This is a genomic window from Streptomyces sp. SX-6 (assembly GCF_059089585.1).
In genome coordinates this window covers 26,413-50,081 of record NZ_JBTHHU010000006.1, presented here as the reverse complement: position 1 = coordinate 50,081, position 23,669 = coordinate 26,413, and the positions used below count along the sequence as shown (strand labels likewise).

Sequence of the window (23,669 nt, the reverse complement as noted above, 5' to 3'; positions counted from 1 at the left end):
ACATTCCGGGAATGACAGAGCGGCGCCCCGACCGCAGCCACACACTATTCACGGGCCGGGCACGCGCCACAACCCACGAAATCACGCCATCTTGGCAGATTCGAACACGTTCCCATCGAACGCAGGAGCACTTGCACGTGCCCCTGTCACTCTGCTCTACTCGGGATCCGGCTGAACAGCGCTTCGACGATCTTGCAGGCCACGCCGGTCATGAAGGTGATGCCTCGGTGAATCACCAGTCCAATGTCATTCCGTTAACCGTGAATTCACATGCGCGGACGCCCCGTTCACCTTTATTGGAATTGATTCGTCCGCCACGCCCGCCTCCTCCTCGGCAGTCCTCCGCGAGATCACCGCATTCCGCGACTGCTCCCTCATTTCGTCACCCGAGGAGGACTCTTTGCATACAGAACCCATCGCCGTCGTCGGGGTCGGCTGCACGCTCCCCGGCAGCGTGCACAATCTGGAAGAGGCCCGCGCCGCCTTCGAAGAGGGCCGCGACTGCGTCCGTGAGATCCCGCCGGACCGGTGGGACGTGGACGCGTTCTACGACGCCGACCCCCTCGTCCCCGGCAAGACCTACGTCCGGCACGGCGGCTTCATCGACGATCTCGACCGGTTCGACGCGGCGTTCTTCGGCATCTCCGACAAGGAAGCCTCCCGCATGGACCCGCAGCAGCGCATGCTGCTCCAGACCGTGTGGCATGCCCTGGAGAACGCCGGGCAGAACCCCGAGGAGCTGGTGGGGAGCAACACCGGTGTGTTCCTCTCGCTGATGTCGTACGACTACAGCGTCCTCAAAGTACGCGCCGACTACGACACCATCACCGCGTACGAGGCGCTGGACACCGACAGCATCAGCGCCGGCCGCATCGCGCACTTCCTCGGCCTGGAGGGGCCGTGCCTCTCCCTGGACACGGCCTGCTCCGGATCGCTGGTCGCGCTCCACCTGGCCAGGCAGTCCATCCTCACCGGCGAGTGCGACGCCGCCATCGTGGCCGGGGCCAACGCGATCCTGGCCCCCCATACGCACATCTCCTTCTCCAAGATGGGCCTCTTCTCGCGCGGCGGACAGTGCCGCTCCTTCGACGCGGGCGCGGACGGCTACGTACGCAGCGAGGGCTGCGTGGCCGCGCTGCTCAAGCGCCAGTCGCTGGCCGAGGAGCACGGTGACCCGATCCTGGGGAGCATCCTGAGCACGGCGGTCAACCACACCGGCCGGACCAGGACTCTCACCTCCCCCGACGGCCGCAGCCAGCAGCGGGTGATCCGCACCGCGCTGACGGCTGCGGGCATCGACCCCGCCCAGGTCGGGTACATCGAGGCGCACGGCACCGGCACACCGGTCGGCGATCCGATCGAGATGGACGCCATCCTGAAAACATACGGCGCCGCCCGCACCAACGGGAAGCCGCTGTACGTCAGTTCCGGGAAGAGCAACGTCGGCCACATCGAGGCGGGCGCCGGACTGCTGGGCGTGGTGAGGGCGGCCCTCTCCCTGGACCGGGAGACCATCTACCCCAGCCTCCACCTGGACCGGCTCAACCCGAAGATCGACCTGGCCGGTGCGTCCGTCGAGATCCCCACCGAGCCGGTGGACTGGCCCCGGGGGGACGCCCCGCGGCTGGCCGCCGTCAACTCCTTCGGCTACAGCGGCACCAACGCCCACGCGATCCTGCGCGAGGCACCGCTCCCGAAACCGGCCGCTCGCACTGAGGGCAAGCGCTCCGAGGAACTCCTGGTCCTGTCCGCCAAGGCCCCGGAGTCCCTGCGGGAACTCGCCGTCCGCTGGGCTGACTTCCTGTCCCGGACCCGTACGCCCGAACTGCCCGCCGCGGTGTTCACCGCCGCCGACGGCCGGGCCCCGCTGCGCCACCGGCTGGCGGTGACCGGCCGGAACGGCACCGAACTCGCCAACAACCTCCGCCAGTGGGAGACCGGACGCGCCTCCGCCGCGGTCCGCACCGGACGCGCCCGTGGCACCGGGGCCGCCAAGACGGCCTTCGTCTTCTCCGGGCAAGGCACGCAGTACCCCGGGATGGCCCGCGAACTCGACGAGCAAGAGCCCGTGTTCGCGGCGGCGATCGACCGCTGCGCCGCGGTCATGGACGCCCACCTGGACGTCCCCCTGCGGCAGGCGCTCTTCCGCACCGACGCACCGGAGGAACTCCAGAACACCCGCCTCGCCCAGCCGGCGCTGTTCGCGGTCGAGTACGCCCTCGCCGAACTCCTGCGCTCCTGGGGCGTCGAGCCGACGGCCACCACCGGGCACAGCATCGGCGAACTCGTCGCCGCCTGCGTGGGCGGTCTGCTGACGTTCGAGGACGCGGCCCGGTTCAGCGTGCTGCGCGGCCGCGCCATGGGCGAACTGCCGAGCGCGGGACGGATGCTGGCCGTCCGCTCCGACGAGGAGACCGTACGGACGTGGCTCGCCGGCCAGGACGACCGGGTCTGCATCGCCGCGGTGAACGGACCGCAGAACGTCGTCGTCTCCGGCGCCGCCGAAGCGGTGGACGAGATCGCGGCCCTGGCCGAGAAGGCGAGGATCGAGACCGCGTGGCTGCGGACCTCGCACGCCTTCCACTCGCCCCTGATGGACCCGGCCCTGCCCGCACTGCGCGAGCACGCGGCCGCGTTCCGGTCCGGTACCCCGACCGTCCCCGTGGTCTCCGGCGTCACCGGCCGCCCCCTCACGGGCGACGAGGGCCCGGACTACTGGGCCGACCAGGCGCGGCAGGCGGTCCGCTTCCACGACGCGATGCGGACCATCGTCGAGTCGGGCTGCACCGTGATCGTCGAGATCGGCCCGCAGGCCGCCCTGACACGGCACATCCGGGAGGGCTTCGGCGACTCGCACATCACCGTGATCCCCACCCTGGCCACGGACCGCCGCGACGTACGCAACATGCTCACGACCGCCGGCGCCCTCTTCACCTGCGGGGCCGGCATCGACCTGCCGAAGCTGTACCAGGGACCGCGCTACCGGCGTACATCGGCCGCGCCGCAGTACCCGTTCCGCAAGGACCGCTACTGGTGGGACGAGCAGCCCGACCGTACGGAGGCGGCTCCCGCCCCCGCCCCTGCCACCGCGGCCCCGGCTCCACGGCCCGAGCCGTCGGTGCGCGAGCACCGGCTCACCACCGCCGCGCCCTGGTCCGACCACCGGCTGCACGGGGCGACGGTCTTCCCCGCAACGGGATATCTGGACCTGGTGGTCCGCGCCCACGCCGAGGCCAACGGCAACAGCAACGGCAACGGCCACGGCAGCGGCAGCGGCTCCGGCAACGGCTCCGGCCCGGTGGCACTGACCGGCGTCGGCTTCACCCGCCCGCTCGTCATCGAGCGCGGCGGGACCACCACAGCCCGGCTCGCCCTCACCGACACCGGGCAGGGGACGAACGGCGGCGGACGGCAGTTCACGATCAGTGCCGGCTCCAACGGTGCCCCGTGGGCCGACCACTGCCACGGCACGATCGCACACGCCGGGGACACCGACCGGTCCGGCCCGGCCCCTGAGGCACTGCGCGCGGAGATGCCCAACGCCATCGCGCCCGCGAAGCTGTACGGACTGCTGCGGGACGGCGGGCTGGAGCACGGGTTCCACTTCTCCACCGTCCGGGAGCTGTGGCTGGCCGACGCCGGCCGCGAGGAGGCCCTCGCCCGGATCACCGCCGTACCCGACGGCGCTCCGGCCGAGAAGCACGAGCACCGGACCGCCACCATGCTCGACGGCTGTCTCCAGATCGCCGCGGCCCTGTTCCTCTCCCCCGGCCCCGATCTGCTGCCGGGCGGCTACGTCCCGGTCGCGATCCGGCGGATGGTGCTGGACGGTCCCCTGCCGGACCAGATCTGGGCCCATGTACAGCGCCGGCCGCACGACGCCCGTACCGCGTTCGTCGTCGATCTGCGGGTCACGGACGACAAGGGCCGTGTCGTGGCCGCGTACGAGGGCGTCGAGTTCCGGCACTCCGGGATGCTGTCCGGCGGCCCGGCCGACGTGGAGGAACTCGGCCAGCACGGCGGCAAGTCCCGGCAGGAACTGCTCGACCAGCTCGCGCCGCTGGACCGCCAGCAGCGCCGGCAGGCGGTCATCCGGTGGCTCGCCGAGGAGGTCGAGGCAACGCTGGGCAAGGCATCCGCGGAACTGGAATTCGAGGCGGAACACCTCGACCCGTCCCTCGCGCTCCTGGAGATCGGCCTCGACTCGCTCAAGGTCACCGAACTCCAGCGCCGCATCCAGGAAAAGCTCGAATTCCGCTTCAAGGCGATGGAGACGATCGACTACCAGACCGTCGAAGGCCTGGCCGACTTCCTGCTCGACCGGGTACTCGATCTTTCCCGTGCCGACGACCGGGAATCCGCCGGCACGACCGCCTGAGCGCAGCCGCCCGAGCAGCCATCAGCGTAGGGAAATTGGAGCAGGCCATGCTCGATTCCGCATTCGTCAAGGACTACATCGACAGCCACCTCGAACAACGGCAGGTCAACAAGATCCAGCACGGCTTCCCCTCGCCGCGTTTCTGGAACGAGACGACCGTGCCCGTCGACGAGCTCACCGAGGACCGCCGCCGCCTGCAGAAGGACGCTCCGTACCTGAGGACCTTCTTATACGTCGGCGTGCCGTACTGCATCAAGACGAATCCCGGGAAGTGCGGCTACTGCCTCTTCCCCGTGGAGGAGTTCCAGGGGAACGAAGCGCTCGAGGACTACTTCGGCTACGTCGAGCGGGAGGCCGACCTCTACCAGGAGCGGGTGGCGGGATCCGTCCTCGGCTCGGCGTACTTCGGCGGAGGCACCTCGAACCTGTACCGGCCGCAGCACTACCACAAGTTGATGGACCTGGTCCGCCGCCTCTACCCGGAGATCGACGAGACGGCCGACCTGACCCTCGAGGGCATCCCCCAGCTGTTCACCCGCGACAAGATGCAGGCGATCCGCGACTCCGGGATGAACCGGATCAGCATGGGCGTCCAGCAGATCAACGAACGCCTCAACAGCTTCAGCGGCCGCAAGCAGACCACCAGGCACGTCATCCAGAGCCTCGAGTGGGCGCGGGAGTTCGGCCTGGGCGCCAACGTGGACCTGATCTTCGGCTGGCCGCAGCAGACCGTCGAGACCATGCTGGAAGACCTGCAGACGGTGGTCTCCTGGGGCGTCCACGACATCACCCACTACGAGCTGAACGTCGGCGGCCCGACCGACTTCGCGCTCAACCGCTTCCACGAACTGCCCAGCACCCTCAGCAACTTGGAGATGTACCACGAGGGACGGGCCTTCCTGCTCGACCAGGGCTACGAGCAGCACGGCGCCTACAGCTTCCGCAAGCCCGGAGACCCCACCAGCCGTGACTTCCGCGAGGGATACCGCCCCCAGACGGGCGACATCTCGGACGCCGTCGGCCTCGGATACGCCGCGATCTCCTTCTTCGGCGCGGCCGACCTGGGGCCGGGGCGCTCCTGGTCGTACATCAACCACCGCAACCTGCGGAACTACAAGGCCGCGATCGACGAGGGCAGGTTCCCCATCGAGCGGGCCTTCCGCCACGATCCCGAGGACTGGGTCCTGACCACCCTCTTCCGCGGCCTGCTGAGCATGGAGATCCACCGCGACGGCCTCAAGGCGGCGATGGGCGTGGACGTCTACGAGGAGTTCGCCACCATCTGGGACGCCCTGGCCGAGCGCGGCCTGGCGGAGATCGCCCCCGACCGGATCACCCTCGTCGGCGACGGCCCGTTCTACACGCCGATGATCTCCACCCTGCTGGCCGAGGAACGCTACCGCGCGCTGCGCTCGCGCGAGGTCGCCAGCAAGCGCACCGAGCTCGTACAGATCGGCGGAGGAGGACTGGACGATGACTGACGAACTCCCCCTCCACGGCCGGAAGTTCGTCATCACCGGGGGCGCACGCGGCATCGGCGCCGCAGTGGTCCGGCTCGCACTGGCACAGGGCGCCGACGTGGCCTTCAGCTACCACCGAAGCGCCGACCGCGCGGACGCGCTCTGCGACGAACTCCGCGCCGCCTACCCCGACCAGCGGTGCACGGCCCTGTCCGCCCAGGTCTCCGACGGCACCGGCGCGGAGAAGTTCGCCGCCGCGGCCCTGGATTCCCTGGGCGGGGGCCTGGACATCCTCGTCAACAACGCGGGCGTCACCCAGGACGTCACCTTCGCGCGGATGCGCCGCGAGCAGTGGGACGAGGTGATCGGCACCAACCTCGACAGCATGTTCAACGTCACCCGTCCCCTGGTGATGCCGCTGGTGAAGGGAGGCAAGGGCACCATCATCAACATCACCTCCGCCTCCGGCCTCCACGGCGCCCCTGGCCAGACGGCCTACTCGGCCTCGAAGTCCGGGATCATCGGCTTCACCAAGGCCCTGGCGAAGGAGGTCGGCGGCCGCGGCGTCACGGTCAACGCCGTCGCCCCCGGCTTCATCCGGACGGACATGACGGACGCGATCCCCGACGCCCAGACGCAGCACCTCAAGTCCCTCATCCCTGGTGGTGAGTTCGGCTCGGCCGACGATGTCGCGGCACTCGTCTGCTTCCTCGCCTCGGACCGGGCGCGCTACATCACGGGGCAGGTCATCGAGATCTCGGGAGGGCTGGTCATCTGACGCGGTTGGGGGTGGCGGTACGGAAACGGTCCGTACCGCCACCCCCGTGCTCAGACGGCACGACGGCGCCGGCGCATCATGGCGAGCCATGTGCCTACCGCCACGACAGCCGCCCCGGAACCGCCGACGAAAACCCAGGGCACCCAGGGGTCAGGGGCTTTCTCATCACCGTCCACCGCAAGGCTCGCAATTGTTGTCTTTCGGCCGTGGTGGCTGACGGCCGTGACGTCGTACGTTCCCGAAGCCGTGCCCTTCGGGACGGCGATCCGTGTGGCGTAGACCGTGGCGCCGTCATCGCACTTGCAGCCCGGATTCTCGGGACTGTCGGGCCCCGCTTCCTTGACGCGGCGCGAGCCGCCGAACGCACGGGAGTTGATGGTTATCGCGTGCTCATCCGGTGCTACGTGGTCGTCCGACAGAACGACCAACACCGTCTCACCGGGGCGGGCCTTCTTGCCCTTGGGATCGACGCGGAACCATCGAATCTCGGCCGGCCCCTGCGGTACGGCCTTCAGCCGCGCGGTCGCCACGGTCCGCCCGTTCAGCGTCGCGGTGACCGGGTATTCCCCCGGCGCGATGTCGCTGCGCACCCTGACCCACATTTCGGGCCCAATAGGTTCTGCGGAGCGCGAGTCTCCCCTGCTTTCGGGGTGCAGGTGCAGGGCCTTGACCAGAGCGGGCGACGTGACCACCACGTCATCCCACGGCTTGGTCATCCCCTCGATGACGGGACCAACGCCGGCTCCTACTTCAACGGAATTGTCATCGAGTACCAACCGGGGGCCGCTCGGAGTTCCGTCGCGGGGCACAGCCACCGCCTCCACCGGCGCAAGCACCAGTAGAGCCGTGAGTACAACAGCGCTCCGGCGCCAGAACACAACCCATCCCCAATGAATACGGGTCCGGCTGACCCACTGTCACAGTAACGGCCGCATACCCATGACGAACACGCCGTGTGATCACGATTACACGCAGGTGACACCGATACCCGAAAGCCTCCGAGACCAGGCGGCAATGTTGGAGTAGCACGTCCGTCCCTGGGCGGCCGAGCCGCCGAGGACGGCACCCAGAGCATGCGGAAATCGGCCCTTGATCAGCTCCAAGGCTTGGGTGGCCAGAGCGACTTGACCATTCATGGGCGATCACCGTGCCAGCCCTCGGCTGAGCATTCCAGGGCCGCCCCGTACTGACGCTACTGCTGCCGATGTCGAAGCCAGCGAGCTTGACCCGACCAAGGGCTCAAAGGCCGGAGGTTAAAAGCCAAGTTGAGCACCTGTTCTTGAGAGAGCCCCGGCCAACGCTCGAGGGAGAACGCCGACCGGGGCCGTAGCACCAGTTAGATCAACCGGGCTGGCAGACGAGCCGCCACGGGCGCACGATGACCTCGCTGTACGTGTGGTGACTCGGGTGCTTCTTGCCGTGCGCGATGACCCACGCTTGGGCTTCGGTGTGGTCCTCGAACCAAGGACTCTGCGCCTCGTTGCTGACCACCTCGCCACGCACAGGCCCGTGCTCCTGCACGTAGGCGCACACGTCACAGCTCATGGCGTACTTCACCGGCTGCGCGTCGGGCTCACGGTCAGGCGATAAGTTCAGCGTCTCGGGCCTGATGATCGTGTTGGGCCCCATCACTTGCCCGCGCATGCGCGTGCGCACTTCGTGTGCCGGTACATGACCACAGGGGCCGCTGACCCCCGCTCCGTGTCCGTTCGGTACGCAGGCTCATCCGACAAGACCGGTTTACCGCACAGGGTGCAGGTTGCCCCCGAAGGGGCGTAAGTCACGTAGTCGTATGGATGCCCGGTCTCGCGCCTTGCCGTCATCATCATCACTGTCCCCTCGCGTAGGTAGCGGAGGACAGTAAGCGGAACGGAGGTTCGTGAGGGGCCCATACTGTCCCCCTCAGCTCGCCAGTACCTGTACTTCCTCAGCGAGGGCCATCGCGTCCGACTTCAGCGGGCCCCGGGCTTCCTTCGACAAGTCATGGACCAGTCCCCGGGCAACCGGCGTGAACCTCACCGTCTCCGGCGACGCCTCCACCGCCCGCCTCATCCAGTGCAGCGCCCCGGCATGGTCCCTCCGCTGTTTCTGCGCCCGCCCAAGCTCAATCAGCACCCGCGAACGGCGCTCGGCGCTCGGGACCGTGTCCAGGTCCACCGATTCGGCCCGGCTCACGGCAGTGCCCGGCGCATGGAGGTCCGTGGCGACGCTGACGGCGTGGATGTCCACGTTTCCCCGACCGAACACCGTCCACGAGTGCGCGTACCCGGCGGGCAACCGGTCCGCCGTGCGGGATGCCTCGTCCCAGTGCCGCCACGCGTCGCCCTCAGCGCCCTCCCGGGCATGTGTGATGGCCGCGTGAAGGTGAAGGGCCCCGTAGACACCGCGGAGATCATCGGAGCCCGTCTCAAGATGTGGCTTGATGGCCTCGACGGCCTCCGTGACGACACGGATTGCCTCGTCGGCATAGCCGGACTCGCGGAGCCCGTTCGCCCACGTCCAGGACGCCCCGGCAAGGCACAGCGAGCTGTCGGCTTCCTGTGCGGCGTTCCTGCCACGGTCGGCAATCAGCCAATACAGCTCCGGCTCGACGGCGAACGCGGCGGCCTGCTGGGCAAGGTGGTAAACGTCGGCAAGGACGGCGTACGCCTTCCGACGCTCCGGCCCGTCCAGATGGCGAGGGAGCTCGGACGCATCCCGGATGAGGCTGGGGAGAAGGGCAGAGACCTCCGACCGCTGGAACCGGGACGAGTGCCACAGCCGCCATGCCTCGGCGACACGCCCCCGGAGCACGTCCACGCTCGGCGGCTCGTCCGGGACAGCGAACAGCGGCCCTCGCAGGGCATCGCGGAGCTCGGCGACGCCGGGCAGCACCAGCCGCGCGGACGGTCCGACCGGGGAGGGCACGGGGTCACCGGTAAGAGCTGTCAGGTCGCTGATCTTCAGCGCGGTTGCGAGCCTGACGAGGAGGGCGTGGTCTCGTACCTGCCGCTCGCCGGACTCAACCTTCTTCAGCCAGTCGGGGCCGCGCCCGACAAGGCCGGCGAGCACAGGTCGTGTCATCCCCCGTCGTTCCCGGTAGAACCGTACGCGCTCCCCGGTCGTCATCTCGGCCAGGTTGGTCATAGCTGTGCTCCTTGAAGGAAGTCAAGCCTTCTGGCCAGCGTACGCCGCGCGGTCAGCGCGAACGAGCCTTGTTCACCTGCAAGTTGACGCGGACCCAAGAGGGCGAACCGGAGAGCGGGAAGTGATGATCAAAACCCCCTGACCGTACGCGGGGGATTGCGCTACTGACCCCCGGCTGGGGTTGGCCAGCTTCGGAGCCCCACCGCACAGCGCGACGAAATCTGACCGAGCGGCCAGGACGCAACATTGAAGGGACGCCCCGGACCGGAACGCTCGGAATCAGGCGACTGCGCGACGGCGTCGATTCAGCGCGGCGAGCCATGTACCTGCCGTCACAACAGCAGTCCCGGCGCCGCCGACGAAGACCCAGGTCGCCCAGGAGTCGGGGGCTTTCTCGTCACCGGCCACCACAAGGCTCGCGACCGTCGTCTTCCGGCCGTGATGGCTGATGGCCGTGGCGTCGTACGTCCCCGAAACCGTGCCCTTCGGGACGGCGATCCGTGCGGAATAGACCGTGGCGCCGTCGTCGCACTTGCAGAACGGGTCGTCGGGACTGTCAATTTTGATGTGGTGGGAGCCGCCGAACGCACGGGAGTTGATGGTCACCGTCTCCTCGTCCGGTGCCGCGTGATCGTCCGAGAGGACGACCAGCACTGTCTCGCCCGGACGGGCCTTCTTGCCCTTGGGCTCAAGGTGGAACCGCCGAATATCAGCCGGTCCCTGCGGTACGACCTTCAGCTGCGTGGTCGCCACGGTCTGCCCGTTCAGCGTCGCGGTGACCGGGTAGTTCCCTGGAGCGATATCGCCGCGCGTCCTGACCAGCAGCTCGGGCTCATAAGGAGTCACAGAGCGCGAGGCTCCCTTGTGCTCCGGGTGCAGGTGCAGGGCCTTGATCAGAGCAGGCGAAGTGACCACCACGTCGTCCCACGGCCTGGCCATCCCCTCAATGGCCACGCCGACCTTGTCCCCCACTTCAAGCGACTTGTTGTCGAGCACCAACCGGGGACCGCCCGGCGTTTCATCGCGAGGCACAGCCACGGCCTCCACCGGCGCAAGCACAAGCAAAGCCGCCAGCATCGCAGGCCACGCCATGCCACGTGAACGCTGCACATTCGTGCCCCGGCACCAGAACACAATCCCCCCAGTGACTGCGGGCCCGAGGGACCCACCGCCACAGTAGCGGTCGCATGTACATGACCGACACACAATGCCATCACGACTACGGCCACCGACGTCCGACGCCCGAAGCTCGGCCCGACTCAACGGACCTCCATTACCTGGGTATTTGAACGGCGAACCGCTCCGGGGCTTGAGCTTCGGGTTTCGGGGCTCGGGATTCGAGTCCTTTATCCAAGGAATGGTTGGTTGGAGTCTTTCCCGCCCACCCACCCAACTCCCTTGCGCACTCGTACGGATGACATTTCGCGATCGGGGCGTCGCGGCCCGCCGCATCCGTATAGCGTGCGGAGCAAACAAGCGGCCCCCGCCGGTGCGCCAACACTCGACGAGGGCCTGACCACGCAAGATCGCAGATCGGAACGATCACATGGCTGTCGCCCAGCTTATCGCCACCGTCCCCATGGCCGCACCCGGCTACGGCAAGCGCACCGCGCCCGAGCAGGCGCCCCGTACCGCGCGCGACTTCGCGCACCTGCCCGTCCGCGAGGCGGCCATCGCGGCGCACATCGACCGGATCCCCGACGGGGCAGCCATGGACGTAAAGACCCTGGCCAAGACGATCCCCGCCTACGGCCAACAGGCCATCCGCACCGCCCTGAACAACCTCTCCGACGCCGGGCACCTCCGCCGCGTCCGCGAGGTCCTCGGTACGCAGTGGGTGACCCGCACCGTCTTCAGCCGCACCGCACGAGACGACACCTGGTGGTCAACCTTCCTTGCAGGCGATGCCCCGAAAGAGCCCGCGCCCATCACCCCCGTGGACAAGCCCAGCCGCTCTTCCGGGTACACCGCTCTCGCCGCGCTCGGCCGCACCAACCCCCGCATCACACTCTCCGCGGCGGAGTGCCAAGCCCTCGAACCACTCGCCGCCGAGTGGTTCCAACGCGGCGTCACCCCGCAGGAGTTCGCCCGTATTCTCACCACGGGCCTGCCTGCGGAACCCATTCACTGCCCCGGCGCTTTCATCCGCCGACGCCTCAACGACAAAATGCCGCCGGAAGCGGTCGAAGCAGCACCCGCCCGCATCATGGAATGCACCAACTGCGGAATCCCAGGCCGCCCCGAAGCTCTCCCCGGTGGCCTCTGCCGCGCCTGCCACAGCAGCGCCACCACAAACCCGGACCCGACCGTCACCGCCGAATTCCGCGCCCGCGTCGACGAACTACGAGCCGTCGTCCGCGACCGGCCACGCCATTGAGGCCTGCGCGCCTACACGAGGTCGAACAGCACCGGGGCATGCCCTTCCCAGATCCGGCGGGAGGCCTGTTCGGGATAGGGCACGGTCTTCGATTCGGCGTCCAGGACGTGCGTGAGCTGCCGGCCGGAGTCGTAGGCGGGCCAACCCGGGTCGCCGGTAGTGACGAAACCGGCCCATGCCCGCTGGAGTTCATGCGAAGCCGCAATGACACCGGGGGTGGGCCGGTCCCCGAGGAATTGCTTGCCGGCGGGACTGTCCAGCGTGCCGAATGCCAGGGGGACGTCAAGACCGTGGCAGGCGCCCAGAGCCTCCCCGAAGACCGGCGAGGTCAGTTGGAGTTCGGTCAGGTACGAGGTACCGCCGGCTGCGACGTTCGCCTCGGCCAGCAGCAGCGAAGACATCCGGAACGTGGCATCGGAGTACACCGTTTCCCACAGCTTCTCCGCAGTGGCCTGCGGGTACGCGGCGCGGTAGGCATCCGCACCGTCCGGCGCCGGAGCGAACAGGTCCAGAGCGGTGCGGGCTTCCTCATCGGTGATTTTGCCCTGCCGTCCGGCCAGGAAGCTGAACAGCCGGAATTCATCGCGGGTATGGCCGACGAGGAGCTCGATTCCACTTGCGCGGCCACTGGCCAACGCAGGCCAGGGCGCCTCGGGGAGGACGTCGCCGTCGACAACGGGAAAGACGGCGATACCGGTGTGCGCAAGGCGTCCCCAGCGCTCTGCGTGCTTGGGGAGGTCGGCGTTGAGAGCGGTGAGTTCATCGGCCAGACGCCAAGGGTCGATGCCGGAGAGGCCCGCGGCGGTGGGCACTGTGCCGAGCCGGTCCGCGAGTACGGCAGTGACCTCTTCCGCCAGAGCGGGGGTGCAATGCCAGACGCCCACCGAGTGGGCAATACCCCGTCGGAACAGCCCACGCGCCGACTTCATCGTCAACAGGGCGGCGACCGACGACGCCCCGGAGGACTGCCCGGCCACGGTGACCTGGCCGGGGTCCCCTCCGAAGGAGGCGATGTTCCGCTGCACCCACTCCAGCGCCGCGATCTGGTCGAGGAATGCACGGTTGGCCGGGGCGCCGTCAATGAGTGCGAAACCTTCCACGCCCACCCGGTAGTTGATGCTCACCACGACGAGCCCGGCCGCGGCCAACGCTGCCGGTTCATAGATCGGGTCGCTCGAGGCCCCCGACATATATCCGCCTCCGTGGATCCACACCAGCACCGGCAGCCCCGCCGCGCCCGGATCCGGAGTGCAGACGTTGAGCGTCAGCCAGTCCGTGCCCTTGACCGGAGGCGCGGGCAGCGGACCGGACTGCGGTACCACTGGCCCGAACTCCACGGCCTGCCGTGTCCCTTCCCAGGGCTGCATCGGCGCGGGCGCGGCGAAGCGGAGTGCTCCCACTGGTGGCTGGGCGTACGGGATGCCGCGGAACACCGCGTTCCCCTGACTCCAGCAGCCCTGCACAACACCCTCTGCCGTACGCACCGTTGGCTGTTCAGGCATGTCGCTTCCTTCCTCCGAAGGCTTGCAGCGTTCGTTGCAGGACAGGTGTATTAGGACAGCTGTATTATGTCAACCGTATTGAAACGAGAGTCACAAGGAAGCCGACGATGCCGAAGCAGGTGGACCATCGCGAACGCCGCGAAACGATCGCCCGAGCACTGTGGCGGGTGGTGGAGCGGCACGGCGTCACGCACCTGACCATGCGCCGGGTCGCGGAGGAGGCGGGCATCTCCCACGGGCAGTTGCAGCACTACTTCGCTTCCCGGGAGGCCATGCTCGCCTTCGCCATGGACTTCGCGTCCGAGCAGGCCTCACTGCGCGTCGGCCGAGGCCTCCAGGAACTCGGCGACCAGCCGCACCCCCGCGACGTGCTCCGCGTGATGATCACGGAGATGCTGCCCCTGCACGCCGATGCCCGCGCGACCAGCCGGATGAGCGCCGCCTACGTGCTGGAGGCACTGCACAACAAGAACATCCACGCGCGGGCCCGCGGCGGGCTGATCCAAGGCCGCGTCATCGTCGAGCAGCTGGTCCGCCAGGCAATCACCGACGGACACATCGACGCCGACCGCGACCCGGCGATCGAGACCGACCTCCTCCTCGCCCTCACCGGCTTCACGACGCTCCTCGAGCTGGACGTGCTCAACCCCGAGGACGTACTCGCCGCCGTCGACCAGCACTTGAACCGGCTGTTCACCAACGCGAGCGGGGCGTGAGACACCTGGTCGTCGTTCGTGGCCGTCCGCCGCGGGTTCCGGCACCTGCGCGCCAAGATCTCGACGCCAGTCAGAGTGCCGAAACCCTCCAGGCCCGGCCCTGGCCGCCCGATAGGCTCGAAGAACCGCCGCCCCGCCGAACGCTACGACGTGGGTCTACTCCTGGTCACCGGCGAGCTCCACCGCCGACCGACCCATCACAAAACCGGCACCAAACCATGCCGCACGGGGTAGCTGACGGAGCCTAATCGGCCGATTCCCGGTCCTCGGAATAGATCACCAGCGTCTGTTCCGGCTGTTCGGCCAGGTGGAACGCGGTATAGGCGAAATCGACCGCCCCGCGTCCCGGGCGCCGTAGCCGTTTCCGTCCACCGTGCCGGGCCTGCACGTCGTACTGCGGCCACCAGGCACGCACTTCCGGGCTGCCCGCGTTCAGCTCGTCGATCTGCCGGGTGTATCGGACGTCGCCGGGGTGGCGTCCGGCCAGCGTCCGCAGCCGGGCGAGCAGGCCGCGCGCCTCGAGCTCCCAGTCGACCAGAACGTCCCGGGCCGCAGGTTCGAGAAACACCCAGCGGGCGAAGTTCGCCGGCCGGTCCGCCGCCGCGGTGAGGTGCGGAAACAGCTCGTCGGCCGCCTGGTTGCAGCTGAGCACGTCGTAGTTGCCGCCGATGATGTACGCCGGGTGCGGCTGGAGCAGGAGTGGGACGGCCGCCACCTCGACGGCGAGCGGCTCGGGTTCTTCGGCGTCGGCCGCAGGCGCGTGACCGGCGAGCCGGAAAAGATGACCTCGCTCGTGCCGGTCGAGCTGCAGCGCCGAGGCGAGGGCGTCGAACACCTGGTACGAGGCGCGGACGTCCCGGCCCTGCTCGAGGTACGTGTACCAGGTTGCGCTCATCCCGGCGAGCAGCGCGATTTCCTCCCGGCGCAGGCCCGGGGTCCGGCGTCGGCCCGTGTGCCGCAGTCCGACCTGGTCAGGGGTGATCCGCTCTCTGCGGCTGCGGAGGAAAGCGCCCAGCTCACGGCGTTGGTCCGACTGCTGCTGCATGGTGAATGGCACCTCTGGTTCCAGAATAAACACGCTCTGGATACCAGGCTAAAGGCATCGCAGACTGAAGCCCGAGTGGGGGTGCAGCTCTCACCGATGGCCTGCGTCCCAGCGCCGCAGGCGCCCCGGGGAGCAGACGCGTTCCAGGCGATCACCGGGAACCGGTACCGAGAAGGAAAAAGGAGAGGAACACATCATGTCGGGAATCGACGGCAAGGTAGTGGCGATCACGGGAGCCAGCAGCGGCATCGGCGAGGCGACCGCACTGCTGCTTGCCGAGAGAGGCGCGCGGCTCGTCCTGGGTGCGCGCCGCTCCGACCGTCTCGCGGAGTTGGTGGCGCGGATCGAGAAGGCGGGTGGCGCGGCTGTGCAGACCCGTACGGACGTGACCCGACGGGACGACCTGCACACCCTGGTCGCCCTGGCCGGCGAGCGATTCGGCCGGCTCGACGTGCTGGTCAGCAACGCCGGGGCCGGCACGATCTCGCCTCTGGACGATCTGCGGGTCGACGAGTGGGACCAGATGGTCGATGTCAACGTGAAGGGTGTGCTGCACGGAATCGCTGCCGCGCTGCCGGTCTTCCGGGCCCAGGGCACGGGCCATTTCATCACCATCGCCTCCACGGCCGCATTTCGCATCGTGCCGGCCATGGCGGTCTACGCCGGTACAAAGTTCGCGGTCCGTGCCATCTGCGAAGGCCTGCGTCAGGAAGCCGGCGACTCCCTGCGGGTGACCACCGTCTCGCCCGGCGTGATCGGCACCGACTTCGCTGAGGCATCGACGAATCCGCAGGTCCGAACGCAGATCACGGAGATGCGGGACCGGATCGCGATCCCGCCCGCTGCGATCGCCCAAGCCATCGCGTTCGCAATCGAGCAGCCTGCAACCGTCGACGTGAACGAGATCGTCGTCCGGCCCACCGCCCAGAACTGACCCACGCTCAAGTTCCAGTTAAATCACAAGCTCAAGGGCGGGGAGCTGCCCGCACGTTGACGCGATCAGCGCCCGATCGCGCCGTCGATGCGTTCGCGCAGCAGGTCGGCGTGACCGTTGTGGCGGGCGTACTCGGCGATCATGTCCACCATGATCCTGCGGAGCGATATCGGCTCGCCGGTGCTCTTGCGTATGCCGGTTTCGTCCAACGACGCCGCAGCAGCCGTGATGCGCCGCGATCGTTCGCACTCAGCCCGCCAGACGGTGAAGGCCTCGTCGACGTCGCCGCCCAGACGGTCGAAGTCCTGGTCGGGGTCGTCGTCGGAGTAATAGAGCAGCGGCACGTCCTCGCCGGCGAACTGGATGCGGAACCACCAGCGTTCGGCGCCGGCCAGGTGTCGTACCAGGCCGTGCAGGGACAGCGTGGACGGCGGCACCGCACGTTCGGACAACTGCTGCGGGGACAGGCCCGAGCACTTGAGCTCGAAGGTCGCCCGGTGCCAGTCCAGGACCGCGCTCAGCGTTTCCCTCTCACCGCCGACGGCGGGCGGGGTGGGTCGGGTGTCGCCGTTCCACATAGGTGAGTAAGTCATCGTCCGAGTGTGGCAGGCAGCACTGACATTCAGCTCACCACTTCACGGCCCAGTGGTCGCTGCCCCCGCTCTTGTCGATCTTGGCCTTCCACTTGGTCGTGGTGACGTTGGAGACCAGGTAGTCCAGGGTGCCGCCGCTCTGCTGGGTGGCCCCCTTGGGGGCGTAGATCTTCGCCGAGGCCGGGAGGTTCTTGTCCTTCTTCAGGTCGGCAGGGCCGCGGTTGTAGTCGCCCAGTACCGCCCAGCTGGGAATCTTGTTCTGCGACGCATAGTTGGCCGCGTACTTCACCAGCGTCGCGGCGTCCCCGCCGCCCTTGGCGCTGGCGTGCAGGGAGCAGAACAGCGTGGAGTTGGCCGTGTCGTTCACGCACAGCAGCGGCCGGTACTTCCCGGGAATCTCGATGACGTTGGCGGCGGCGGGAGCCCAGTCGGTGACGATCGCCAGGTTCTTGGACGGCGTCGTCAGCATGTGCAGTTTGCGGTAAACGGGACGGGACTTCGTCCCCACGTTCCACTTCCAGGCGAAGAGGTTCGGGCGGATCGTCTCCTTGCGCTCCACGTTGGCCGGTGGTTGTTTGGAGACTTCCTGAAGCGCGACCACGCTCTGGGTCCTCGCCAGCTTTCCGGCCGCGTCCCACCGTGCGGCCGAACTCTGGACGTTCCACGTCGCCAATGTTCGGGCGTCCGCGGCCGCTTGTGCCGGTGAGGACACCGTAGCCACCATCGTGAACGCCGCGCCTGCCACGGCAGCGAGACGCCCTCTCCGGCTCCAGCGTGCGACAGTACGACTCATCGTCAGCTCCTCTCGTACCGGGGATCCTGGCTACAGGACTGACCGCCGTCCCCGCCGCACATGCCGCGTCTCTCCGGAATCCACCGCACGAGGGGCAACGGGAACAGCAGAACCACCGGACCATCGTCGACTGTCGTGATCAGCGAACTCAAGCGGAATCAGGCCGAGTTGGACATCATGAGCTCCATCTCAACCAACCGGAGAGGAACGCGCCATGAGCAACAAGCGCAAAAGAATCCCCCGGCTCCTGGCGGCGCTGTCGGCCGCCCTCATCTGCTGGACGCAGTTCACCACCGTCCCCGCCCTCGCCCAGCCACCGGCGCCCGATCCCGTTGTCTTCGTCCACGGCCGCAACGCCGACCCCGGCGTCTGGGGCACCATGAAGGCCGACTTCATCAGGGCCGGCTACCCCGCCGACCGCCTCTTCGCGTGGTCGTACGACACCACGCTCTCCACCAATGAGGTGCTGTCGGGTCAACTGGCCGGATACGTCGATACGGTGCTGAAGCGGACCGGTGCGCAGCGGGTGGACCTCGTCGCGCACAGCCTGGGGAGCCTGCCCACCCGGTGGTACGTGGAGTTCGGCGGCGGGCTGGAGAAGGTTGCGCACTGGGTGTCGCTCGGCGGCCCCAACCACGGTACGACCCTGGCGTATCTGTGTGCCCTGTGGGACCAGGGCTGCCGGGACATGACCCCGGACTCCTACGTCCTGCGGCACCTCAACTCCGGCGGCGGGACACCGGCCCCGGTGCGCTATGCGACGTGGCGCTCCTCCTGCGACGAGCAGATCCTGCCCACCGACAGCACGGCGCTCGCCGGCGCCGCGAACACGGTGGCAGCTGCCTGTCTCAAGCACAACGACCTGCTGACGGACAGTGCTGTCTCGGCACAGATACGGACGTTTCTGTCGCCCATCGCCAAGTAACCGGCAGGCCCGAAAGCGGGCAGGTAGCGGGGCCCGATTGCAGTGATCACTCTCACCAGGCCGATGCGACCGTTCCACGGGAGACTGCCGTCATGTGGACACAGACCGCGGCGACGGGCTGACGGTAGGCGTTGCGGAACGGAAGAGAAGACAGGAGACATGAGCGACTTCACCACCACCCCCACGACCGCCCTCGCCGAGATCCTGGGCCGCGCCCAGGTCATGGACATCGGCATGCGTCCCCTGTGGACCCCGGTCCCGCGCGTCGCCGGGCCGGCCTTCACCGTGAAGTGCCCTCCGGGCGACAACCTCATGCTGCACAGCGCCATTTACCGCGCGGAGCCCGGCTCGGTGATCGTCGTCGAGTCGGGCGACGTCGACTATGCCCTCGCCGGCGGGAACGTCTGCGCCGTGGCCCAGCGCCGCGGAGTGGCGGCGTTCGTGGCGGACGGGGTGATCCGCGACCTCGCCGAGGTCCGCGAGGCGGGCTTCCCCGTCTTCGCCCGCGGCATCATCCCGATTCCGGGCACGAAGGCGGCAGTTGCACCGCTCAACGTCGATGTGCGGTGCGGCGGTGTGAGCGTGAGCCCCGGGGACATAGTCGTCGCCGACGAGGAGGGGATTGTGGTCGTCCCCGCAGCCCGCCGAGAAGAGGTACTGCTCGCCGCCCGGGCGAAGCTGGCCAAGGAGGCCGAGCAATCCCTCGACGACTGGGAGGCGGCACACCGCGCCCGTATCGACGCCGCGCTGCGCGAGAAGGGCTTCGAGGGCTGATGGAGCAGTAGCCACGGCCCCCGCACGCGGGATGAGGTGCGGGGACCGTACGGGCAACTTCGGTCAGCGGCTCACGCGTTCGCCGACCACCACGTCTGGTAACGGTTGTTGGGGTTGCACCCCTCCTCCCTGAAGAGGAATGCGCCCTGACCGGCGTCCAGACAAGAGCGGCTGTCGAAGTTGAAGAACTGCCAGCCGTCTTGCTGCGAGCTCCAAGTGAGGGCCCAGATCTGCCCCTTCTTGGAGCGGTCGCAGCCGGACATCTTGACCCGCCAGCCGCCGCTGTTCACGGCAGTGAGACAACTGCCGCTCCACAGGTTCTTGATCTTCACGTTGGAGTAACCGGTATCGGGCGCCGCGGACTGGACCGCCCACTGCATCCCTCTGGGAACCGGGCGTGCGCCTCGCTGGCACACGTTGTAGTTCGCTTGCAGATGGGGGACGTTCGCGCCCCAGTCCTGGGCCAGGCAGACGTTGCCGTTGTTGCGGGGGATGAGTATCACGTCCGGCCAGGCCGTGTAGGCGTGGGCGGTGCCGCTCGTGGCGGTGGCGAGGGTGCAGGACAGGGCGGCGGCGGCCAGGCCGACCGCGGCTCGTCGCGTCCTGCGGCCGAAGCGGAGATGTGTCATGGCCATCCTTGCGTAGCCGGTGGTCTCGGACGGTTGGAACCATGCTGGGGGAACGCCCCGTACCGCCATTGACGGGGTTGACATGTTCCGGTCCAATCTCGCCTCGTGATAACACACTTGGCGTTGGACGGCGTACTGGAAGGTGCGCTCGGCATCGGGATCGATGTGATCGATACGGCCGCCTTGCTCGCGGGCAGTGATCGGCTCCTGTCCCAGAGGGTCGTATCGCTGGATGGCGCGTCGGTTCGGTCCGGCACCGGGCGGCCGATCCCGGTCACGGCCAGGGCTCCGCTGCCGCCCGAGGGGTTCGGCCCCGATGACGTACTGGTGATTCCGGGGCACTCCGCGTCCAGCGGGCCCGGCGGCGTCGAGCGTCTCCTCGCCCGGCCCGACACGATGCGGGCCGTCGGTGTGATCCGGCACGCCGCGGCGGACGGCGCGACGGTGGCGGCCTCGTGCTCGGCCACGTTCGTCCTCGCCTCGTCCGGTCTGCTGTCGGGGCGGCAGGCGACCACGACGTGGCGGCTGGCCCCGCTCTTCGCGCGGCGCTTCCCGGACGTCACCTTGCTCGCCGACCGCATGGTCGTCGACAGCGGGAACATGCTCACAGCTGGCGCCGCGTTCGCGCACACCGACTTGATGCTGGCGCTCGTCGCCCGCCTCGCGGGCCCCGAACTGGCCCACCGCGTGGCCCACTACCTCGTGCTCGACGCGCGCATGTCGCCATCGCGCTCCACGGTGCTGGAACGCCTACGCACCACCGACCCCACCCTGCGCGCCGTCGAGCTCCATGTCAGGGCCAACCTCGACCGGCAGCTCACACTGGGCGAACTGGCCGATGCCGCCTCGGTGTCCACGAGAACCCTCGCACGGCGCACTCAGGAATGCCTGGGGATGTCGCCGATGGAGTTCGTCCACCGCCTCCGGGTTGGTCACGCGGCCGATCTGCTCGTCACCACACGACAGCCCGTCGACGTCATCGCCGCCGCTGTCGGCTACTCCGACGCAGCCGCGTTCCGGCGTGTCTACCGCAAACACACGGGCGAGGCACCCAGTTCCACCCGGTCACGGTCGCAGGGCCAGGCGCGGCTGCGGCCCGTGCGGTAGTCGTGCAGCCAGGGGGCTCCTGTTGCTCCGATGAGGTGTCCGCGGGATATGAGGCTCTGCCCGGCGTCTACACATCTGACGTGCTCCCGGCCCGGCCAAGGGGTGAGTCCTCGACGGTGCGCGCCCCACGGCATGTCCGGCACTGGGCCACCCTGGGGCTGGCCCTGGTGTTCGCTGTGGCCGGCGGCTGGTGGGGCGCCTCGGTCCACCAGCGGCTGTCGCCCGGTGGCACGGTGCCGGCCGCCGCCGAGGCGGCTCGCGCCGAGCGGGTGCTCGACGACGAGTTCGCCGCCGCGCCACCGGATCTCGTGCTGGTCGCCCGGGTGCCGGGCGCGACAGGGTCCGTGGACGATCCCGAAGCGGCCGCCGAGGGCGAGCAGCTGGCGCGGCGGCTGGCCGCCGATCACTCCGTTTCCCGGGTGGACTCCTACTGGCAGTCGCACTCCCCGTCGCTGCGCTCGAAGGACGGGGACGGCGCCCTGGTGCTGGTGCGGCTGCGCGGCCGCGAAAAAGCGGCGACGCGGGCCGCGGAGCGTCTGGTGCCGGAGCTGTCCGGCCGTCACGGTCCGCTGGACATCATGGCCACCGGAGAGGCCGTGGTGCGCGCCGAGCTGCTGCGGCAGGCCGGGCGCGACCAGCTCCGGGGAGAGGCGCTGGCCCTGCCGCTGACCGCGCTGCTGCTCCTCCTGGCGTTCGGCTCGGCGGTGGCCGCGCTGCTGCCGGTCGTCGTGGGCGCACTGGCGGTGCTGGGCGCCTTGGCAACGCTGCGGCTGCTCTCCGTGTGGACCGACATCTCGGTCTACGTCAGCGGCATCTCCTCCGCGCTCGGCTTCGCCCTTGCCGTCGACTACAGCCTCTTTCTGCTCGCCCGCTATCGCGAGGAGCTGGCAGCGGGCGCGGGCACCGAGGCGGCCCGGAACACGGCGCTGCGGACAGCGGGCCGGGCCGTGGCGTTCTCCGCCGCCACGGTCACCCTCTCCCTGGCCGCGCTGCTGGTCTTCCCGCACACCATCCTGCGCTCCATCGCCTACGGCGGTATCGCCGTGACGGTCTTCGCGGCGCTCGGCAGCCTCACCGTGCTCCCCGCCCTCCTGGCCGTCCTGGGTGAGCGGATCCGGTGTTTCGACGTCTTCGCACGCTGGCGCCGCGGCCGGCCGGGAAGGCACGCGAGGCCGCGGCCGCCGGACCGGCTCGGCTGGTGGGGACAGCTGGCGCTGGCGTCCATGCGCAGACCGGGGATGGTCACCCTCGCCGCCGCGGCGGCACTGCTGGCGCTCGCCCTGCCGTTCACGCACGTCCGGTTCGCCCTCTTCGACGACCGCGTCCTGCCCGCCTCGTCCACGGTGGGGCGGGCCGGGGCGCTGCTGCGCGAAGGCTTCCGGGCGGGCGCCGTGGTCACCCCCACGACCGTCGTACTGCCCCGGTTCGACGCCCGGGCCCGGGCCGCCGAACTCGACGCCTACGCACGCCGTATCGCCGCCCGGCCCGGGGTGGTGCGAGTGGAGACGACCACGGGTTCCTACGCCCACGGCAACCGTGTGGAGCCGGATGGCGCCACCGCGGCGGCCTTCGCATCGCGGCATGGCGCCTGGCTCTCCGTTACCACCACCGGCGAGCCCTATTCCCCCGCCAACCGGGACCTCGCCCAGGCCCTGCGCCGGCTTCCGGCCCCCGCTCCCGTCCTGGTCGGCGGCCCCGGCGCGACCCTGGCCGACGTCCAGCGCGCGCTCACCACGCGGCTGCCCGTCGCTCTGGCCCTGGTGACGGGCACCCTGCTCGTCCTGGTGCTGGCGCTGACCCGGCGACCGCTGCTGGCCGTCAAGGCGCTGCTGCTCAATGCCCTGAGCCTGTGCGCCGGCTTCGGTGCCCTCGTGTACGTCTTCCAGGACGGCCACCTGACGGGTCTGCTGGGCGGCTTCACCGTCACCGGAACGACGGACGTGCTGATGCCGGCCCTCGTCTTCTGCATCGCCTTCGGCCTGTCCATGGACTACGAGATCCTGCTGCTGGCCCGCATCTGCGAGGAGTACGAACGCGTCCCCGACGGGGATGGCGCCGTGGCCCGCGGTCTCGACCGCACGGCGCGCCTGTTCACCTGGGCGGCGCTCACCCTGGCCGTCGTCATGGCGGCGCTGGCCACCTCCGACCTGGTCCTGCTCAAGATCATCGGCCTCGGGCTGGCCCTCGCCGCCCTGCTCGACGCCACGATCGTGCGCGGCCTGCTCGCACCCGCCGTGATGGCGCTCGCCGGGCGCGCCACCTGGTGGCGCCCGTCTCCCTTCGGCCGAGGATCCCCACAGCGCGGGAGCAGCCGACCGTCACACCGCCCACGACCGGCGAAACCCGCCCCAGGACAGCTCCGATAGCATGTTCGGGCTCACGACGATCACGCCCATCACCCGCCCTTCACCGGAAAACGCACTGTCCGGCACGACGAGTAGCCCGTTCACCCATGTCTAGTAAATCGGCCGATTAATTGATACCTATATCGCGAATAAACCGCAGAATTACGTTCGCCGCATGGCGTCAACC

Annotated in this window: 19 protein-coding genes and 1 pseudogene; 11 read left to right on the top strand and 9 right to left on the bottom strand. The window is 69.0% G+C overall.

Features of this window, described 5'->3' with window-relative positions; genetic code table 11:
• The first annotated feature begins 400 nt into the window (after positions 1 to 400).
• From ACV530_RS09295 to ACV530_RS09285, 3 genes are read left to right on the top strand one after another with little or no spacing between them, the layout of a single operon-like run.
• Positions 401 to 4,378, top strand: coding sequence for a type I polyketide synthase (locus tag ACV530_RS09295; RefSeq protein ID WP_494331832.1), 3,978 nt, complete (start codon positions 401 to 403; stop codon positions 4,376 to 4,378).
• 47 nt (positions 4,379 to 4,425) lie between these two features.
• Positions 4,426 to 5,859, top strand: a complete 1,434-nt coding sequence (locus ACV530_RS09290; RefSeq protein WP_494331831.1) for a coproporphyrinogen-III oxidase family protein — start codon at positions 4,426 to 4,428, stop codon at positions 5,857 to 5,859.
• On the top strand, positions 5,852 to 6,616 hold the full coding sequence (locus ACV530_RS09285; RefSeq protein ID WP_494331830.1) for an SDR family oxidoreductase: 765 nt from the start codon (positions 5,852 to 5,854) through the stop codon (positions 6,614 to 6,616). The genes ACV530_RS09290 and ACV530_RS09285 overlap by 8 nt, the downstream gene beginning before the upstream one ends.
• Positions 6,617 to 6,666: 50 nt before the next feature.
• Here the strand turns inward: ACV530_RS09285 and ACV530_RS09280 are convergent, their stop codons facing one another.
• The 4 genes from ACV530_RS09280 to ACV530_RS09265 form a co-directional block, all read right to left on the bottom strand.
• A complete protein-coding gene (locus ACV530_RS09280) occupies positions 6,667 to 7,332 on the bottom strand; it encodes a hypothetical protein (RefSeq protein WP_494331829.1) in 666 nt (221 codons plus the stop codon).
• Between the two features lie 625 nt (positions 7,333 to 7,957).
• Complete coding sequence (locus ACV530_RS09275) at positions 7,958 to 8,272, bottom strand: DUF7848 domain-containing protein (protein WP_494331828.1); 315 nt, start codon at positions 8,270 to 8,272, stop codon at positions 7,958 to 7,960.
• A gap of 246 nt (positions 8,273 to 8,518) precedes the next feature.
• On the bottom strand, positions 8,519 to 9,742 hold the full coding sequence (locus ACV530_RS09270; protein ID WP_494331827.1) for a helix-turn-helix domain-containing protein: 1,224 nt from the start codon (positions 9,740 to 9,742) through the stop codon (positions 8,519 to 8,521).
• A 279-nt stretch (positions 9,743 to 10,021) separates the two neighbouring features.
• The gene (locus tag ACV530_RS09265; RefSeq protein WP_494331826.1) at positions 10,022 to 10,834 is read right to left on the bottom strand and encodes a hypothetical protein; all 813 of its coding nucleotides are present in this window, start codon (positions 10,832 to 10,834) and stop codon (positions 10,022 to 10,024) included.
• 454 nt (positions 10,835 to 11,288) lie between these two features.
• Here ACV530_RS09265 and ACV530_RS09260 point away from each other — a divergent pair, with 454 nt between their 5' ends.
• Positions 11,289 to 12,119 (top strand): hypothetical protein, encoded by an 831-nt coding sequence (locus ACV530_RS09260; protein WP_494331825.1) that lies wholly within the window; start codon positions 11,289 to 11,291, stop codon positions 12,117 to 12,119.
• Positions 12,120 to 12,130: 11 nt separating this feature from the next.
• Here ACV530_RS09260 and ACV530_RS09255 read toward each other — a convergent pair whose 3' ends face one another.
• Positions 12,131 to 13,621, bottom strand: a complete 1,491-nt coding sequence (locus tag ACV530_RS09255) for a carboxylesterase/lipase family protein (RefSeq protein ID WP_494331824.1) — start codon at positions 13,619 to 13,621, stop codon at positions 12,131 to 12,133.
• Positions 13,622 to 13,728: 107 nt separating this feature from the next.
• Between ACV530_RS09255 and ACV530_RS09250 the strand changes: the two genes are divergently transcribed.
• Together ACV530_RS09250 and ACV530_RS09245 are read left to right on the top strand one after the other, a co-directional pair.
• Positions 13,729 to 14,337, top strand: a complete 609-nt coding sequence (locus ACV530_RS09250) for a TetR/AcrR family transcriptional regulator (protein ID WP_494331823.1) — start codon at positions 13,729 to 13,731, stop codon at positions 14,335 to 14,337.
• Between the two features lie 24 nt (positions 14,338 to 14,361).
• Positions 14,362 to 14,571, top strand: a pseudogene (locus tag ACV530_RS09245) (NF041680 family putative transposase); the annotation flags it as partial.
• 10 nt (positions 14,572 to 14,581) lie between these two features.
• Here the strand turns inward: ACV530_RS09245 and ACV530_RS09240 are convergent.
• A complete protein-coding gene (locus ACV530_RS09240; protein WP_494331822.1) occupies positions 14,582 to 15,382 on the bottom strand; it encodes a helix-turn-helix transcriptional regulator in 801 nt (266 codons plus the stop codon).
• Positions 15,383 to 15,578: 196 nt separating this feature from the next.
• Between ACV530_RS09240 and ACV530_RS09235 the strand changes: the two genes are divergently transcribed.
• Entirely contained in the window at positions 15,579 to 16,316 is a 738-nt protein-coding gene (locus ACV530_RS09235) for an SDR family oxidoreductase (protein ID WP_494331821.1), read from the top strand.
• 65 nt (positions 16,317 to 16,381) lie between these two features.
• On the opposite strand, the gene ACV530_RS09230 is transcribed toward ACV530_RS09235, so the two are convergent.
• Both ACV530_RS09230 and ACV530_RS09225 read right to left on the bottom strand, forming a co-directional pair.
• On the bottom strand, positions 16,382 to 16,909 hold the full coding sequence (locus tag ACV530_RS09230; protein WP_494331820.1) for a DinB family protein: 528 nt from the start codon (positions 16,907 to 16,909) through the stop codon (positions 16,382 to 16,384).
• A 34-nt stretch (positions 16,910 to 16,943) separates the two neighbouring features.
• Positions 16,944 to 17,702, bottom strand: coding sequence for an endonuclease/exonuclease/phosphatase family protein (locus tag ACV530_RS09225; protein WP_494331819.1), 759 nt, complete (start codon positions 17,700 to 17,702; stop codon positions 16,944 to 16,946).
• 214 nt (positions 17,703 to 17,916) lie between these two features.
• Here ACV530_RS09225 and ACV530_RS09220 point away from each other — a divergent pair, with 214 nt between their 5' ends.
• The gene (locus tag ACV530_RS09220; protein WP_494331818.1) at positions 17,917 to 18,627 is read left to right on the top strand and encodes an esterase/lipase family protein; all 711 of its coding nucleotides are present in this window, start codon (positions 17,917 to 17,919) and stop codon (positions 18,625 to 18,627) included.
• A 159-nt stretch (positions 18,628 to 18,786) separates the two neighbouring features.
• Positions 18,787 to 19,401, top strand: a complete 615-nt coding sequence (locus tag ACV530_RS09215) for an RraA family protein (protein ID WP_494331817.1) — start codon at positions 18,787 to 18,789, stop codon at positions 19,399 to 19,401.
• A gap of 71 nt (positions 19,402 to 19,472) precedes the next feature.
• On the opposite strand, the gene ACV530_RS09210 is transcribed toward ACV530_RS09215, so the two are convergent.
• Entirely contained in the window at positions 19,473 to 20,030 is a 558-nt protein-coding gene (locus tag ACV530_RS09210) for a DNA-directed RNA polymerase subunit beta family protein (protein ID WP_494331816.1), read from the bottom strand.
• Between the two features lie 105 nt (positions 20,031 to 20,135).
• Here ACV530_RS09210 and ACV530_RS09205 point away from each other — a divergent pair, with 105 nt between their 5' ends.
• Both ACV530_RS09205 and ACV530_RS09200 read left to right on the top strand, forming a co-directional pair.
• Positions 20,136 to 21,137: a GlxA family transcriptional regulator gene (locus ACV530_RS09205; RefSeq protein ID WP_494331815.1), complete on the top strand. Its 1,002-nt coding sequence runs from the start codon at positions 20,136 to 20,138 to the stop codon at positions 21,135 to 21,137.
• Between the two features lie 116 nt (positions 21,138 to 21,253).
• Complete coding sequence (locus tag ACV530_RS09200) at positions 21,254 to 23,503, top strand: MMPL family transporter (protein WP_494331814.1); 2,250 nt, start codon at positions 21,254 to 21,256, stop codon at positions 23,501 to 23,503.
• Positions 23,504 to 23,669: the final 166 nt, after the last annotated feature.